The sequence below is a fragment of the Lachnoclostridium phocaeense genome, from assembly GCF_959599685.1.
Classification (GTDB): domain Bacteria; phylum Bacillota; class Clostridia; order Lachnospirales; family Lachnospiraceae; genus Claveliimonas; species Claveliimonas monacensis.
Genome location: NZ_CAUGIN010000020.1, coordinates 21,557 through 36,923, shown reverse-complemented (window position 1 = coordinate 36,923; position 15,367 = coordinate 21,557). Strand labels below are relative to the sequence as shown.

The window sequence follows — 15,367 nt, the reverse complement described above, 5'->3', positions numbered from 1 at the left end:
CCTGGTTGCATCTCATCCTGTCTCTACACCATGACAGCTGGTATGATGGACGTGGCCACCATCGCTACGATAACGATCATAATGATGATCGCAATGATCCGCCTTGTCCGCTTGTTATTAAAATTCATGTTCTTTTCTCCTTTTTATGGCCGCTTTCTACATTGTAAACTTTTTATTTTCCTTTTGCAATACGTATTCCTTTTCCGTCGTTTGTCAGCGGATCTCTGTTCCTGTAGTCGAACAGCACATACACATCCTTCCGGGAAAAATATTCCAGGTGGGTCATCCGCCGGAGCTGATTTTTGTCGGCCCCCTCGTACCCCTCCAGATATCTGTGCTCCCGCGCCTCCTCCTCGTAGAAGCTGCGGGCCCACTGGCCATCCACCAGGGATTCCCCGGCAAAATCCGGGCGGCTCTTTGCATTTTCCCGGAGATAGTAGTCATAGATCAGCCGCTCCCGCATCTCCTCCTCGTCCTGCGGGTACGTCTCCCTGACAAAGTCAAGGAGGATCCGGTACCGGGCGGCCCGGGCGTGCTGCACTTGCCCCATGCCATGTCCCCGGTAGAAGTCCGCCAGCTTCCTGTACAGAGCAAACGCAGAGTCCTCCCTCCTCTCCAGGAGGGCCAGCGCCGCCTTAAACTGGCCGCTGTTATAGTAGGTCTCCGTCATATCCTCCACTCCCTTCAGGGTCAGGATATCGCCGTAGGACAGCCACCTGGTAGAGAGCACCTCGTAGGGCGGAGTATCCCGGCAAAGAAGGCCGTACGCCTCCTTCCTCTCCTCCATGCGGGAGCCCTTCAGCACTTTGAGGAACCCCAGCTGCAGCTGATCCGGGCGCATGGCATACACCCTGTCAAAAGAGCGCCCGAAGCTGTCCAGGTCCTCCCAGGGAAGACCGGCGATCAGATCCAGGTGCTGGTGTACGTTGCGCCCTTCCCGCACCTTCTGCACCGCCCGCTCCAGCCGTTCCAGGTCCATGGTCCGGCGGATCTCCCGGATGGTGTCCGGATTGACAGACTGAACGCCGATCTCCAGCTGGATCAGCCCGGGCCGCATGGAGCGGATCAGGGACAGCTCCTCCTCATTCAGAAGGTCCGCCGAAACCTCAAAGTGAAAGTTGGTGATGCCGTTGTCGTGCTCATGGATGTATTTCCAGATCTCCAGGGCATGATCGTGGCGGCAGTTAAATGTGCGGTCCACGAATTTCACCTGCTCCGTCCCCGCATCCAGGAAAAACCGGATCTCCTTTTTAACCAGGTCGAGGCTGCGGAACCGCAGCCTCTTGTCCACGGAAGACAGACAGTAGCTGCAGGAAAACGGGCAGCCCCGGCTACTCTCATAATAGACGATCTTGTGCCGGAAATCTGTCATATCCTGGTAGACAAAGGGAATTTTATCCATGTCCATGGGCTCTCTCCAGGGATGATCCTCCACCTGTCCCCGGCTGTTCCGGCAGGTGATCCCTTCGATCCCCTCCAGGTCCGCCGCCTCGCCTCTTTCGCTGGCCGCGATTCTTGCCGCCAGGGCGGCGAACGTCTCCTCCCCCTCCCCCTTCATGATCCCTCTGACCTGGGGGAAGTGCGCAAGCATCTGCACAGAGTCGTAGGAGACCTCCGGCCCTCCCAGCCAGATCTCTGTCTCCGGCAGCACTTTCCTGATCTCGGGCAGGAGCATGCGGATCATCTGTATGTTCCAGATATAGCAGGAAAAGCAGAGAAGATCCGGCTTTCTCCTGTAAATGTCCTCCATGACAGCCTCCGGCTGCTGGTTGATGGTGTACTCGCCGATCTGGATCTCCACGCCGGCAAAGGCGCCCTCAGCGCAGACGTCCGCAAGGCGCTCATCCGCATAGGCTTTCAGGCTGTACACAGCCAGGTTGGAGTGTATGTATTTGGCATTGATAGCTGCTAATAATATCTTCTTCATCATGCCTGTTATTGTACTATATTCCGCCGGGTTTTACAATAAATCCCGGGTGCGGACACACAGCCCGGCCCCATTTTTTCCTTCAAGAGAAAACCGGCCCCGTTTCTGTCGGGACCGGCTGCTCCTGCTGGCTAACTGTTCTTCTCTTTCATTGCTCTCATATGTTTTTCTACCATGAGAGCGATCTTAAATGTCATGGCGTCCTCAAACACGCGGACATCCAGACCTGTCTTTTTCTGTATCTTCTCCAGCCGGTACACCAGTGTGTTCCGGTGCACGTACAGTTTTCTCGCAGTCTCCGAGATATTCAGGTTATTTTCAAAGAAGGTGTAGACTGCTGTCAGTTCCTCCTCCTCAAAGTTATCCATTGCATTTCCCTCAAAGACTTCATCCAGGAACATCTCGCACAGGGAGGCCGGAAGCTGGTGTATAAGCCGGCCGATCCCCAGCACTTTGTAGGACAGCACCCGCCTCTGCGAGTAGAAGACGCGCCCCACTTCCATAGCCATGTCCGCTTCTTTATAAGAGCGGGACACATCTTTCAGCTCTTCTACGATGGTGCCGTAGGAGATCCGAACGCCCACCATGGCCTCCATGCCCAGTGTATCCACGATCACATCTGCCATGTGCTGGATCTGGTCATAACCCTCCGTTGGCTCCAGCGCTTTCACAAGGATGATGTGCTTCTCTTCTATAGATGTGGCGAAATCTTTGATACCGATGGCAAACATGCCTTTCAGCGTCTCAAGCACCAGGGTGTCTTCCGCGTTCTGAGGTTCCACCAGGAACACCACTCTTCTCTGCACCACAGGGATCTTCAGCCTTTTTGCCTGGTTGTATATATCCACCAGGAGCAGATTGTCCAGGATCAGGCTCTGGATGAACCTGTTTTTGTCCATTTTACTCCGGTTTACAGAGGCCAGGCTCTCCAGATGGCTGATGCCGAAGCGGCCGGCCATCACTGCTTTGTCGTCTGTCCCCGCCATTGCGAGTATATAGAGATGTTCATTGCTCTCCACAAGGAACAGGCTCTCGTCCCCAGTCTCTTCCTGGCTCCCTGTCTTCTCATAGTTTTCGATCAGCGCTGTTACTGCATGGGCCTGAGGCTTTGCCTTTATGTTGGTGGCCGCCATGCACTCTGCTTTCTCGTTCCAGACAGAACAGTCATAGCCTGATATCCTTTTGATCTCCTGAAGTAATTTTTGTATCGTCTGGTTAGACAGCAATATGTCACTTCCTTTCCGGGTATTGTTCCCGCTTTTTCCAATCCCGCATCTGATAGTCGAAGATCTCGATCTCCAGCTCAGTGTGGTATCTGTCCGCCAGATAAAGGACTGCTGCCGGCAACAGGGCTGCTGCAACATAGACTAAGGTTCTCTTCATAGATTTCTCCTCCTGCTGTTTTCCATACCTTTGATACCGCCCTACATAATATAGCCGTCGAACTATGTCGTTTTTCCCCTCTGGCGCTGAAATTTTTTTAATTTTTCTTTGATCCGGTCCATTCTCCGATAGACCGCTTTATCTGTAATACCTATTATATCAGAAATTTCCCATGTCTCATAACCCATTATTTTTAAATATAGGATTTCTTTTCCCACATCGTCCAGTTCCCGCAGGAGCTGTTCCATGCTCTCCGACAGCAGACGGCCATTTTCTGTCTGTGTGTGCTTCGCTGCTGCCTTCCCGAATTCGCGGAGCCACCCTTCTGCCTCATAGGCCTCCCAGGGCGCCCAGTGCTCCAGGAATCTGCGCTCGGACTTAAAGATATCCCAGTCATATTCCCGTAGGTTCTGTATTTCTTCCTCTTCCATTCCCGACTGCCGCAGAACCTTCTCCTCCTGTTCCTTTTCACTTTTCCACAGCAGCTCCTCTCTGGCTTTATTGTATTCCCATTCCAATTCTCGCGTATTTTATCCTTATGTGTCTTATCTCTATGTCTGTATATACGTTCTTTTGGCAACAGATCCGGCAGATGTGCCGATGCGCGCTCTGCCGGATAACCGCAAAAAGAGGAACACCCTTCCGGGTGTCCCTCCCTTGCTTTTCACATATTCATCTCAAAGTATCTGACTAGTTTGTGATTGTCAGCTCTGTCTCTTTGTCAAAAATGTGGATCTTCTCAGCGTCCAGAGCGAATTTAACTGTGTCGCCGGATCTTGCTGTTGTTCTTGGATCAACTCTTGCTGTCATGCTTGAGCCCTCATAGTCGAAGTACAGGAGAACTTCAGCACCGAGCATCTCGTATACACGGATCTTAGCCTCGATCACTGTGTCAAGAGAAGCCTCGATGAACATCTGCTCATCATGTACGTCCTCAGGACGGATACCGAGAACAACTTTCTTTCCATCATAGCCGCCTTCTTTGAGCGCTTTTGCTTTTGCAGGCGGAAGAGCGATTGTATGAGGTCCTGTTACAAGAGAAACTTTGTCTCCCTCAACTTTGCATGTAGCATCGATAAAGTTCATCTGCGGAGATCCGATGAATCCGGCAACGAACATATTGCAAGGATAATCGTACAGTGTCTGCGGTGTATCTACCTGCTGTACAACACCAGCATTCATAACTACGATTCTTGTACCAAGTGTCATAGCCTCTGTCTGGTCATGTGTTACGTAGATGATCGTTGTGCCCAGTCTCTGGTGCAGCTTGGAGATCTCAACACGCATCTGTCCACGGAGTTTTGCATCCAGGTTGGAGAGAGGCTCGTCCATAAGGAATACCTTGGGGTTACGAACGATCGCACGTCCCATGGCAACACGCTGTCTCTGTCCACCGGAAAGAGCCTTCGGTTTACGATCCAGGAGAGCTTCCAGGTCAAGGATCTTGGCAGCCTCGCGAACCATCTTGTCGATCTGATCTTTCGGAACTTTTCTCAGTTTCAGACCAAATGCCATATTATCATATACTGTCATATGCGGATACAGAGCGTAGTTCTGGAATACCATTGCGATATCGCGGTCCTTCGGCTCAACGTCGTTTACGACTTTGTCACCGATCTTCAGCTCGCCGGATGTGATCTCCTCAAGACCTGCGACCATACGGAGTGTTGTAGATTTTCCACATCCGGATGGTCCTACGAAGATGATAAATTCTTTATCTTCAATCTCAAGGTTGAAATCTTTAACAGCTTCAAATCCGTTAGGATATGTTTTGTTAATGTGCTTTAATGATAAACTTGCCATTGTTTTATTCCTCCTGTTAATGGTGCGCGGACAAGTCCGCTGTTCTTTTCTCTGTTACCAAGTATATAAAAAAAGAAGGGAGTGCGCCATGCCCAAGTTGAACAATCTTTTTTTTGATTTCTATACAACTTGACCAACTGTCCCTTCTTTGTCTTTCGTCAATCTGCTCAGATCATTCTCTTTCTTCCCGCAAAAGCGCCTGGTAGACCTCCCTTTTGCTGACGCCTCTGTCTTTGGCCACCTTCTTCATAGCCTCTTTTCGGTCTACTCCCTGGTCCGTGTAGTATGCCATGTGCTCTTCCAGTGACATCTCCTCCCACTTTCTCTGGGACTGGCGGCGCAGCTCCTCCCGGCTCTTGGCCTGGATGACCAGCACGCACTCGCCCCGGGGCTCATGGCTTTGGTAGTAGGTGCAGGCCTCCCCCAGCGTGGACCTGTAGACGGTCTCATGTTTTTTAGTCAGCTCCCGGCAGACCGACACCTGCCGGTCTCCCAGCGTCTCCCTGAGCTCCTCTAAGGTCTTTACCAGGCGGTGGGGCGCCTCGTAGAGCACGATGGTCCTTGTCTCGTCCTTCAGTTCCTCCAGCACGTCTCTTCTCTCTTTTTTGTCAGAGGGCAGGAAGGCCTCAAAGGCGAAACGCCTTGTGGGCAGCCCGGAGATGGTGAGAGCTGTCACGCAGGCCGCAGCGCCGGGGACGGCTGTGACCGTGACTCCTGCCTCATGGCACATTTTTACAAGCTCTTCTCCGGGATCCGAGATGCCCGGTGTGCCCGCGTCCGTGATCAGGGCGATATTTTTTCCCTCCAGGAGAAGGTCTGTCAGCTTTCTCCCCTTCTCGATCTTGTTGTACTCGTGATAGCTGGTCATGGGCGTCCTGATCTCAAAATGATTGAGAAGTTTGATGCTGTTGCGGGTGTCCTCCGCCGCTATGAGATCTGCCTCTTTCAGGGTGCGCACGGCCCGGAAGGTCATGTCCTCCAGGTTCCCGATAGGGGTGGCGCACAGATACAATGTTCCTGCCATATCTTTCTCCTATCTGCCTGCCTCCTTCCGGCTCTCCAGGCCGTACAGTTCCAGCAGCTCCTCTGTGTAGGTTCCGTCTTTGTTGTACACCACCAGGGGCGGCTCCACGGTCATCCGGGGATGAGCTCCCTTCACTCCCTCCAGGAGGACCATGTTGGGCTCCTTGTCTATGTAGGGATGGACCAGCCGCATCCGCTTGGGTTCGATCCGGTGCCGGCTCATGCCGGAGAGGATCTCGGCCAGGCGGAAGGGGCGGTGCACCATGTAAAACCGGCCTTTGTTCCCCAGGAGCTTTCCGCTCTCCCGGAGCACATCCTCCAGGGTGCAGAGCACCTCGTGGCGGGCAATGTACTTTGCCTCATTTTCATTTTTCAGCCCGTGATCTCCGATCATGTAGGGCGGATTGACTGTGATAACGTGAAAAGAGGCGGCGCCGAAAAGGGCGGCTGCCTCTCTGATATCTCCTGTGACGATGCGGATCTTGTCCTCCAGGTGGTTGTACTGAACGCTGCGGCGGGCCATGTCCGCGCTCTCCTCCTGGATCTCCAGTCCCGTGTAGAAGTCCCCCTTGTTCTTTGCCTCCAGCAAAATGGGCAGGATGCCTGTCCCTGTTCCCAGGTCCAGGGCCCGCTCTCCTGTCTTCACTTTCGCGAAGGAGGACAAGAGCACCGCGTCCATGCCGAAGCAGAACCGCCCGGGGGACTGGATGATCCGGTATCCTTTGATCTGCAGGTCGTCCAGTCGCTCGCCTTGTTTCAGGTTAATTGTCATCTAATTTCGACGCTCCGTTCTTCTCTTCCAGGGCTTTCAGCTGTGCCATCTCCTCCTTGGAGAGTTTCATGTCCTTCTTCTTGCGGCGTGGCTTAAAGCGCAGCTCGGATGCCTTGTACTCCCGGACTTCTTTCTCGTCGTTGTCCAGGGTGACTACTACTTTCACAAGCTGGCGCAGCACGTTCACAGACTGCACGTCGCCCTTCAGCTTCTCCGGTGTGGTGACGGTGTCGCCCACCGCAGGCAGGCGGCTGTTCAGCTCCTCATAGTTCTGCTCCTCATTGGTGAGGCAGCACATAAGCCTTCCGCACACGCCCGAGATCTTGCTTGGGTTCAGGGACAGGTTCTGCTCCTTGGCCATCTTGATGGACACCGGGGCAAACTCTGTCAGGTATGTATGGCAGCACAGCTCCCGGCCGCATATTCCGATGCCGCCCCGGATCTTCGTCTCATCCCGGACACCGATCTGGCGCAGCTCGATCCTTGTGCGGAACACGCTGGCCAGGTCCTTTACCAGCTCCCGGAAGTCGATCCTTCCGTCTGCCGTAAAGTAGAACAGTACCTTATTGTTGTCAAATGTGTACTCCGCGTCGATGAGCTTCATGTCCAGCCCGTGCTTGCGGATCTTCTCCTGGCAGATACTGAAGGCTTCTTTTTCCTTCTCCCGGTTTTTCTCCTCCCGGCGGTAGTCGTCCTTATTTGCAAGGCGGATGACGGACTTGAGAGGCTGGCTGATCCTCTCCTCCTCCACTTCTCTTGGCCCGGTCACCACATTGCCGAACTCCACGCCTCTGGCAGTCTCCACGATCACGTTGTCCCCGTGGCGGATCTCCAGTTTTCCGGGAGAGAAGAAGTAGACCTTCCCTGCCCTGCGAAATCTTACTCCAATCACCTTAGTCATATTTGTCAGTTCTCCTTTATCGTCAGCAGCAAAAGCTCCATCACAAGGTCAAAGTTTACATTTGCCTTGAGCCGTGTCTTTGCCTTCTCCAGGCTCTCCAGGATCAGCTCAATGCCCTCGTAGGAGCTCTTCTTTGCCCTCTCCTGAATGTAGCTGATCTGGTCTTTGAACACGACTTTGTCCATATCTTTTGTCGCTTTATATAGTAACACATCCCTGTACCATATCATAATGATGTCCAGGTAGTCGTTGATCTCCAGTTTATACGTGCCTATCTTCTTGATGGCTTTCGTGACCTCACTGATATCCATCTCATTGATATATTTCAGAAGCTGCACGGCCTCCTCCCGGATCTCATTGAAATGGTCCGAGCTGGCCAGCATAATGGCGCGCCCCATATTTCCCTGTGCAAAGGCTGTGCACATGTCCGCCTTGTAGTCCGGCACGTGCATGGTCTCCATGAGGTATTTGCGGATCAGAGTGTCCTTGATGTTCCGCAGCTTCAGCATCACGCACCGGGAGGTAATGGTCGGGAGCAGCGCCTCCGCATTCTCTGTGAGAAGGAAGATCACCGCGTAGGCCGGCGGCTCCTCAATAGTCTTAAGGAGGGCGTTCTGCGCCTGTACAGTCATCAGGTCCGCCTCCGCGATAATATAAATTTTATAGGGACCCTGGTAGGGCCTGATCTGTATGTCCTCGTTGACCTGCCTGCGGATGTCGTCCACGCTGATGGTGTTCGGCTTCTCGTGGGTTACCCGGATGATGTCCGGATGGTTCCCGCTCTCCGCCTGGTGGCAGGAGTGACACGCATTGCAGGGGTCCGGCCCCTGCTTCTCGCACAAGAGCGTAGTGGCAAACAGGTTCGCCAGCATTTTCTTGCCGGAGCCTCTCTCCCCATTCAGGATATAGGCATGTGACACTTTATTCTCTGTCACGGCGTTTCGTATATAATTGATTATGTCCTTGTGTCCTACTACGTCTTTAAAGCTTCCCATTGTATATTACCTCTGTGATTTCTCCTAAACAGTGTTCTATGTCTTCATTGCAGAACCGGCGGGTTATCCCCAGCCTGCCAAGCTTTTCCTCCGAAAAGTCTTCCTCGTCCGCCAGAAAACGGCGGCACAACTCTTTGTACTTTGGCTGCGCCTGCTGCCGCTCCCTTGCGAGAGCCCGGGAAAGCCGCTCCCCGTCTTCCACTTCTATATAGAGGGGGATAATCTTCTCCGCACCATAGTATTGTATCATTTTTTCATAGGCTTCCAAAGTCCCGATCATAAGATAATTTCCCGCCTCGAGATCGATCTGCCCGTCGTCCGCGGTAAAATATTTCCACACGCCGCAGGCTGTGTCGTAGGCCCGCAGCTCTATGATCCTGCCTGCCTGCTCCAGCTTTTGCACCTGCTCCTCATCGGTGAAGAAATACTCCACCCCGTTCTCTTCTCCCTCCCGCACCGGCCTTGTGGTGTAGGGCACCACCCGTTTAAGCTGGGGGATGCGGGCCAGAAGCTCCTTGAAAATGGTGTCTTTTCCTGATGAACTTTTTCCTATTATATAGTATATCTTACCCATTGTTCCAGACCCTGATGCTTCCTTCTTCTTCCATGCCTTCCAGTGAAAATCCCTGGCTCCTGCTTGTGAGCAGCATCTCCACGCTCTCCCGGCTGATGCGCTCCCCGGGGACAATGACCGGGATGCCCGGCGGATAGAGATAGGCGTACTCTGTGGACACATGCCCTGCGCACTCCTCCAGCGGCAGCTTCCTCACACTCTCTTTTTCCCCGGACAACTCTTCCATCCTGGCGCTTGTCAGGACAGTCTCATTCTTCGGCAGGGCGCCGGTGAACCCAGCTGCTCCCGCAGGTCTCTCCCCCGCGGATCTGTCGATCTCTTCCAGCGCGTCCCCCAGCCTTCGGAAGCCTTCCTCTGTGTCCCCCACACTTGTCATGGCAAGAGCGTAGGAACCGGCAGCCATCTCCAGCTGCAGATGGTACGTCTCCAGAAGCCGCAGATAGAGCTCTCTTCCTGTCATATCCGCTCCGGCCACAGACAGGACCAGCTTGGACCGGTCATAATGTTCGGTCTCCGCAAGTGAAATCTTTTCCAGATGTGCCAGCCTTTGCCGGAGCTTCTCCAGCCCTTCCACGTAGGGGGCAAAGAGTTCCTCCCGCTTCTCTCCCAGCAGGTGGATACACCGGTCAATGCCGGCCATGAGCACGTAGGAGGGGCTGCTGGACTGGAGCATGTCCAGATACCGGAAGATCCGCTCCCGGTCCGCCAGGTCTCCCTCCACATGGAGAAGGGCTGTCTGGGTCAGGGCCGGCAGCGTCTTGTGAAGACTGTGAATCACCACGTCCGCCCCCTGTCTCAGGGCGCTCTCCGGGAAATAGGGATGGAAGCCAAAGTGGGCTCCGTGGGCTTCATCCACGATCAGCGGTATTCCCCGTTTGTGCACCTCCCCGGCAATGCCCCGGATGTCCGAGACAACGCCGTCATAGGTGGGGGACACAAGGATCACCGCCTTTACCCTGGAATGTTCATTAAGCGCAGCTTTCACTGCGCTTACGGATATTTCCGTATTTAACTGAATATCAGGCCGGAAACCGGGGTACAGGTACACCGGCTCCAGCTCGTTCATATATATAGCGTGATACACGGATTTGTGACAGTTCCGGCCCACCAGCACCTGGTCGCCCTTCCTTGTGCATCCCAGGATGGCACTCAGGATCCCCGCCGTACTTCCATTCACGAGAAATCTTGTCTCGCCGGCCCCGTAGACCCGGGAGGCCTCCTCCTGGGCTTTCTTCAGTATCCCGTCCGGGTGGTGGAGATCGTCAAATTCCTCGATCTCCGTGATGTCGATCCCGTAGGGAAGGCCGCTGCCGAAACGCTCCGCATTTCTCTTGTGCCCCGGCATGTGGAACCCGTAATAGTCAGAATTGCTGTATTGGTGCAGTCTGTCGTAAAGTTCTGTCATCTGCTATCCTCGTATATCCTATAATCTCTTGAGAAGTTCTTCTCTCTCTTTCTCATAGCCCGGTTTTCCGAGGAGAGCAAACATGTTTTTCTTGTAGCTCTCAACGCCCGGCTGGTTGAACGGATTCACACCGGACACATAGCCGCTGACGCCGCAGGCGAACTCAAAGAAGTAGAAGAGCTGTCCCAGGTAAAACTCGTTCTGCTCCGGAATGTTGATCATCAGGTTCGGCACATTTCCGTCTGTGTGAGCCAGGACTGTTCCGTTCATGGCGCTCTTGTTTACAAAGTCCATGTTCTTTCCTGCCAGATAGTTCAGGCCGTCCAGATCCACCGGCTCCTCGCCGATCAGGATCTCTTCCCTGGATGTCTCCACATTCAGCACGGTCTCGTACATGAGACGGCTGCCGTCCTGGATGAACTGGCCCATGGAGTGGAGGTCTGTGGTCAGATCTACAGATGCCGGGAAGATACCTTTCTGGTCTTTTCCCTCGCTCTCGCCGTAGAGCTGTTTCCACCACTCAGATACATAGTGGAGGCTTGGCTCGTAGTTTGCCAGCACTTCCACGGATTTTCCTTTTCTGTGAAGGATGTTGCGGATAGCCGCATACTGCATGGCATCATTTTCTTCAAAAGGCTTGTTCAGCGCCAGCTCTCTTCCGGATGCCGCGCCCTCCATCAGCTTCTCAATGTCCGCGCCGCTGACTGCGATGGGCAGAAGTCCTACAGCTGTCAGCACGGAGAAACGGCCTCCCACATCGTCAGGCACAACAAAGGACTCATATCCCTCCTCTGTGGCAAGGTTCTTCAGAGCTCCTCTGGCCTTGTCTGTAGTTGCGTAAATCCTCTTTGCCGCTTCCTCTTTGCCGTACTTCTTCTCCAGCATCTCTTTAAACACGCGGAACGCGATAGCCGGCTCTGTGGTAGTGCCGGATTTTGAGATGATATTTACAGAGAAATCTCTGTCTCCCACCACGTCGATCAGGTCTTTCAGGTAAGTGCTGCTGATGCTGTTTCCTGCATAGTAGATCTCCGGCGTCTTGCGGATCTCTTTGGACACATTGTTGTAAAAGCTGTGGCGCAGGAACTCGATCGCTGCTCTTGCTCCCAGGTAGGAACCGCCGATGCCGATGACGATCAGGACATCTGAGTCGCTCTGGATCTTCTCAGCCGCTTTCTGGATGCGGGCAAACTCTTCTTTATCGTAATCTGCGGGGAGATTTACCCAGCCAATATAGTCATTGCCGGCTCCTGTCCCGCTTACCAGGACATTCTTGGCATTTTCCGCAATCTCTTTCATAGACTCTATTTCATGGTCTTTGATAAATGACTTTGCCTTTGAATAATCGAATGTAACTTTACTGCTCATGGTAAACCCTTCTTTCTCTCTTCGTTTTGTATACTGTGGTTAAAAAAACTCATATCAATTTTATTTTACCAGTATTACTCTTCATAATCAAGCCAAAAACTCCTCCAGTATCTCCCGGATGCGGACCTCTTTTGACACCTCGTCCTCGCCTTTCCCGGCCTTTGCCCGCGCCGCTTTCGCCTCTTTCTGAAGCCTGTCCTTTCCGCTCTGGCGCTTTCTGGCCTCCAGAGCCTCCGCCTGGGCGATCTCTTCCACACCCGCCTGGACAGCTCTCACCTCCGCGTTCTCCAGCCCCTCTTCGCTCTGCCGGGACTGATCCGGCCGATTCTCAGGTATCCCCAGTTCCGGACCGCCGGCCGGATGAAGGATCTCCGGCTGGATCTCCCGGGCAGGCTGGATCACTTCGGGCTGCGGCTCTGCGGGGCGCCGGATCTCCGGGCGCTGTTCCCGGTCAGAGGCATACTGCGCGTTCGTATCCGGCGGCGCCATTGCCCGCCACTCGTCTTTCACCCTGTCTGCCTGCGCCTTCTCATACCGGTGGGCGCAGACATTTTCCAGATAATCCACCATGTAATTCCTGATGGCGCCAAGCTGGTACTTTTCATCACTTGTGAGCTGGAAGAGGAAGATGAGGATCCCGCCTCCCGCTCCCGCCGCGGCATACTGAAGCACCTGATCCCCCATGCCGCGGGCAGCATACCAGCTCACGGCGCCGGCCAGTCCAAAAAGAAAGCACAGCCATACACCCGCCTTCTCCAGCCTTCTCCACGTGTGGAGCCGGAGCCCTCCGGCCCGGTATTCATACAGATATTTCTCCACAAACACCTCCACGTTCTGGACCCGGTCACTGACCATACAGGCATGTTCAAATTTTGCCTTCACAAGCCGGATCAGGGGGTGGCTGCTCTTATTCATATTGCCGGACGCCCGGACCAGCCTTTTCAGGGAGACAGCGGCAATTATCTTGCTGATCACCCCCACAGCTGCGGCTATCCCCATAAGGATAACCATAATCTGTCTGTCCAATACCACTTCTAACATGATCTAACCCTCCTTCTTTGATTTGATTATACTCAAATCCGGGAGGGAAACCAGAAAAACCGTTCTACACATTTTGCCCGGAAACAGGGGATTTCCGGCGTTTTCTGGCAGGTCCTGGCAGCGCCTTTACATGCCTTTTTCCGTCATCTTGGAAAGTAGCGTCTTCACAAGCCTTACGCTGTGGATGATCGCCTGCTTTTCAAAGGCAGGATAATCCATGGAAGCACTGTTGTCGGCTTTGTCAGAAATAGCTCGAATAATGACATACGAAATTCCATTCAGGTAGGCTGCATGCGCAATGCCCGCCCCCTCCATCTCCGTGCAGAGGGGATCAAAATGGCTCTTGATCCTCTCCTTATCTTCCACATCATCGATAAACTGGTCCCCGGACACGACTCTTCCCGTAAATGTGTGGATGTCCGGGTTGGCCTCCTGGTTGGCTTCTTTTGCCAGCTCCACCAGGCGGGGATCTGCCTCAAAGGAAAACACGTCCATCCTGGGGATCTGTCCCACCGGGTCTCCGAACTTGGAGGCGTCCATGTCATGGTACAGGGCATCCGTGGAGATCACGATATCTCCGATATCGATGCGGGCGTCAAGAGATCCCGCGATCCCTGTATTGATCAGCGCGTCCACTCCGAACTCTGACGCCAGTATCTGAGCACAGAGAGCGGCGTTGACCTTGCCGATGCCGCTTCGCACTACCACAGCGTCCCTGCCGCACAGCACGCCTTTTACAAATGTCATACCCGCGATCTCTTTTACCTCTTCTGTCTGCATCTCCTCTTTTAAAGCTGCAACTTCCTCTTCCATGGCTCCTATAATTCCTATCATACCTGCTCTTCCTTTCTGCCATATCCTATAATGATATATTATAATTCTGATGGTCTTCTTTTTCTGCCTTTTCATTATAGCGTGGGAGGGGAAGGTTTTCAATCAGGAGGATGGAAGGGCATTGCTTTTCCACGTCTCCCGTGATATGCTGGATCATACAGATAGCAGCCGCACAGCGCTGTTTTCCTGTCACATTACGATCATCTATCTGTATGGTTTCAGTTGCAGATATTTTCTATCCATATTCATCTGCATATCACTGTCCACATCGGACAGATATCCAACGAATACTTTTCCACATAAAGTTACAATCATAATTTATGATAAAATCAAGGCAATCTGCTATCTGTTATGTTAAAATAAAGATACGAAAACAGTTCCTGTACCGCCGATTATTTCGGCGATGAGCTGATCCACTGGCTGGGCATCCCGGAGAGGGCTGTCCGCTCTGCTCCCACAGAACTGGTAGAGCTGGAGACGCGTCACATGTACCAGGATTTCCTATATGAGATGGAAAATGGTCTCTGGTATCACTTTGAATTTGAGAGCGACTCTGTCTCTGTCCATGATCTGCGGCGCTTCCGCGAGTACGAGGCTTCCACCTCCAGGCGGATCAATGGCCCGGTAGTCACCTACGTCATCTGCTCGGCCAAAGCCAAGTTGATACGGGACAGCATCACCGAGGGGATCAACACATACCGGGTCCGCCTGATCCGCCTGAAGGATCACGATGCAGGCTCGCTCTTTTCCCGGCTCTCCAAAGGCAGCGGCTCTCCTGTGAAGCGGGAAGACGTGATCCCTATGCTCCTCTCGCCCCTGATGGGAGGCAGCACCGAGCAGAAGGACCGGATCTTACATGGGATCCAGTTCCTGCGATCAGCCGAGGGCTCTTTTGACCTGGACGAGATCAAAAAAATGGAAGCAATACTCTACGCTTTCGCAGTAAAATTTTTGAAAGACGATGACCTGGAGACAATAAAGGAGGCGATTGCCATGACAAAACTTGGACAGATGATATGGGATGACGCAGTGGAGAAGGGCCGCGAGGAGTGGACCCGCATCGGACAGCAGCAGGCATCTGAGCGTTACAGCCGTCTGATCCTTCTTCTAAACAGCGAGAAAAAGGAAGATCAGATCATAAAAGCTGCTTCTGATCCCTCTTATCGCGAGAAACTATATCAAAAATATGGTCTCTGATATCGCCCGACAGGCACTGCCGGCTGCCCATAGCACGGCTGCTGATGTGGACATTGATTTAGACCTGTCTTTTTGATATAATTCCTTCCATGAACACATTACCTTCTCTGCGCAGCAACTTGTGCAGGGAGAACGAAAGACAAG

15 protein-coding genes are annotated in these 15,367 nt (G+C 53.2%); 1 reads left to right on the top strand and 14 read right to left on the bottom strand.

What is annotated here, in order from left to right:
* Nucleotides 1-172: 172 nt before the first annotated feature.
* From Q5911_RS10100 to Q5911_RS10035, 14 genes are all read right to left on the bottom strand, one after another.
* Nucleotides 173-1,930: a B12-binding domain-containing radical SAM protein gene (locus Q5911_RS10100; RefSeq protein WP_303182604.1), complete on the bottom strand. Its 1,758-nt coding sequence runs from the start codon at nt 1,928-1,930 to the stop codon at nt 173-175.
* 128 nt (nt 1,931-2,058) lie between these two features.
* On the bottom strand, nt 2,059-3,153 hold the full coding sequence (locus Q5911_RS10095; RefSeq protein ID WP_226395475.1) for a PucR family transcriptional regulator: 1,095 nt from the start codon (nt 3,151-3,153) through the stop codon (nt 2,059-2,061).
* Between the two features lie 4 nt (nt 3,154-3,157).
* The gene (locus Q5911_RS10090) at nt 3,158-3,310 is read right to left on the bottom strand and encodes a hypothetical protein (protein ID WP_226395476.1); all 153 of its coding nucleotides are present in this window, start codon (nt 3,308-3,310) and stop codon (nt 3,158-3,160) included.
* Nucleotides 3,311-3,372: 62 nt separating this feature from the next.
* Nucleotides 3,373-3,828 (bottom strand): helix-turn-helix transcriptional regulator, encoded by a 456-nt coding sequence (locus tag Q5911_RS10085; RefSeq protein ID WP_226395477.1) that lies wholly within the window; start codon nt 3,826-3,828, stop codon nt 3,373-3,375.
* 172 nt (nt 3,829-4,000) lie between these two features.
* On the bottom strand, nt 4,001-5,113 hold the full coding sequence (locus Q5911_RS10080; protein WP_303182603.1) for an ABC transporter ATP-binding protein: 1,113 nt from the start codon (nt 5,111-5,113) through the stop codon (nt 4,001-4,003).
* A gap of 172 nt (nt 5,114-5,285) precedes the next feature.
* Nucleotides 5,286-6,137 (bottom strand): 16S rRNA (cytidine(1402)-2'-O)-methyltransferase, encoded by an 852-nt coding sequence (gene rsmI, locus Q5911_RS10075; RefSeq protein ID WP_281724552.1) that lies wholly within the window; start codon nt 6,135-6,137, stop codon nt 5,286-5,288.
* Between the two features lie 9 nt (nt 6,138-6,146).
* A complete protein-coding gene (locus Q5911_RS10070; RefSeq protein WP_303182602.1) occupies nt 6,147-6,908 on the bottom strand; it encodes a tRNA1(Val) (adenine(37)-N6)-methyltransferase in 762 nt (253 codons plus the stop codon).
* Nucleotides 6,898-7,809: a PSP1 domain-containing protein gene (locus Q5911_RS10065; RefSeq protein ID WP_281724551.1), complete on the bottom strand. Its 912-nt coding sequence runs from the start codon at nt 7,807-7,809 to the stop codon at nt 6,898-6,900. The genes Q5911_RS10070 and Q5911_RS10065 overlap by 11 nt, the downstream gene beginning before the upstream one ends.
* Nucleotides 7,810-7,814: 5 nt before the next feature.
* Complete coding sequence (holB, locus tag Q5911_RS10060; RefSeq protein WP_303182601.1) at nt 7,815-8,804, bottom strand: DNA polymerase III subunit delta'; 990 nt, start codon at nt 8,802-8,804, stop codon at nt 7,815-7,817.
* Complete coding sequence (locus Q5911_RS10055) at nt 8,791-9,378, bottom strand: guanylate kinase (protein ID WP_076780024.1); 588 nt, start codon at nt 9,376-9,378, stop codon at nt 8,791-8,793. The genes holB and Q5911_RS10055 overlap by 14 nt, the downstream gene beginning before the upstream one ends.
* Nucleotides 9,371-10,783, bottom strand: coding sequence for an aminotransferase class I/II-fold pyridoxal phosphate-dependent enzyme (locus tag Q5911_RS10050; RefSeq protein WP_303182600.1), 1,413 nt, complete (start codon nt 10,781-10,783; stop codon nt 9,371-9,373). The genes Q5911_RS10055 and Q5911_RS10050 overlap by 8 nt, the downstream gene beginning before the upstream one ends.
* 18 nt (nt 10,784-10,801) lie before the next feature.
* The gene (locus Q5911_RS10045) at nt 10,802-12,151 is read right to left on the bottom strand and encodes a glucose-6-phosphate isomerase (RefSeq protein WP_303182599.1); all 1,350 of its coding nucleotides are present in this window, start codon (nt 12,149-12,151) and stop codon (nt 10,802-10,804) included.
* 87 nt (nt 12,152-12,238) lie between these two features.
* Entirely contained in the window at nt 12,239-13,192 is a 954-nt protein-coding gene (locus tag Q5911_RS10040; protein ID WP_303182598.1) for a hypothetical protein, read from the bottom strand.
* Nucleotides 13,193-13,318: 126 nt separating this feature from the next.
* Complete coding sequence (locus Q5911_RS10035; RefSeq protein ID WP_303182597.1) at nt 13,319-14,026, bottom strand: 5'-methylthioadenosine/adenosylhomocysteine nucleosidase; 708 nt, start codon at nt 14,024-14,026, stop codon at nt 13,319-13,321.
* Between the two features lie 486 nt (nt 14,027-14,512).
* Between Q5911_RS10035 and Q5911_RS10030 the strand changes: the two genes are divergently transcribed.
* Complete coding sequence (locus Q5911_RS10030) at nt 14,513-15,223, top strand: hypothetical protein (RefSeq protein WP_303182596.1); 711 nt, start codon at nt 14,513-14,515, stop codon at nt 15,221-15,223.
* Nucleotides 15,224-15,367: the final 144 nt, after the last annotated feature.

What these genes read in the sequence shown, in the direction of transcription:
- Q5911_RS10080 (WP_303182603.1), bottom strand. Translation starts at nt 5,113, where the DNA reads ATGGCAAGTTTATCATTAAAGCACATTAACAAAACATATCCTAACGGA.
- Q5911_RS10045 (WP_303182599.1), bottom strand. Translation starts at nt 12,151, where the DNA reads ATGAGCAGTAAAGTTACATTCGATTATTCAAAGGCAAAGTCATTTATC.
- Q5911_RS10030 (WP_303182596.1), top strand. Translation starts at nt 14,513, where the DNA reads ATGTACCAGGATTTCCTATATGAGATGGAAAATGGTCTCTGGTATCAC.
- holB (WP_303182601.1), bottom strand. Translation starts at nt 8,804, where the DNA reads ATGGGAAGCTTTAAAGACGTAGTAGGACACAAGGACATAATCAATTAT.
- Q5911_RS10100 (WP_303182604.1), bottom strand. Translation starts at nt 1,930, where the DNA reads ATGATGAAGAAGATATTATTAGCAGCTATCAATGCCAAATACATACAC.
- Q5911_RS10070 (WP_303182602.1), bottom strand. Translation starts at nt 6,908, where the DNA reads ATGACAATTAACCTGAAACAAGGCGAGCGACTGGACGACCTGCAGATC.
- rsmI (WP_281724552.1), bottom strand. Translation starts at nt 6,137, where the DNA reads ATGGCAGGAACATTGTATCTGTGCGCCACCCCTATCGGGAACCTGGAG.
- Q5911_RS10050 (WP_303182600.1), bottom strand. Translation starts at nt 10,783, where the DNA reads ATGACAGAACTTTACGACAGACTGCACCAATACAGCAATTCTGACTAT.
- Q5911_RS10055 (WP_076780024.1), bottom strand. Translation starts at nt 9,378, where the DNA reads ATGGGTAAGATATACTATATAATAGGAAAAAGTTCATCAGGAAAAGAC.
- Q5911_RS10090 (WP_226395476.1), bottom strand. Translation starts at nt 3,310, where the DNA reads ATGAAGAGAACCTTAGTCTATGTTGCAGCAGCCCTGTTGCCGGCAGCA.
- Q5911_RS10035 (WP_303182597.1), bottom strand. Translation starts at nt 14,026, where the DNA reads ATGATAGGAATTATAGGAGCCATGGAAGAGGAAGTTGCAGCTTTAAAA.
- Q5911_RS10065 (WP_281724551.1), bottom strand. Translation starts at nt 7,809, where the DNA reads ATGACTAAGGTGATTGGAGTAAGATTTCGCAGGGCAGGGAAGGTCTAC.
- Q5911_RS10040 (WP_303182598.1), bottom strand. Translation starts at nt 13,192, where the DNA reads ATGTTAGAAGTGGTATTGGACAGACAGATTATGGTTATCCTTATGGGG.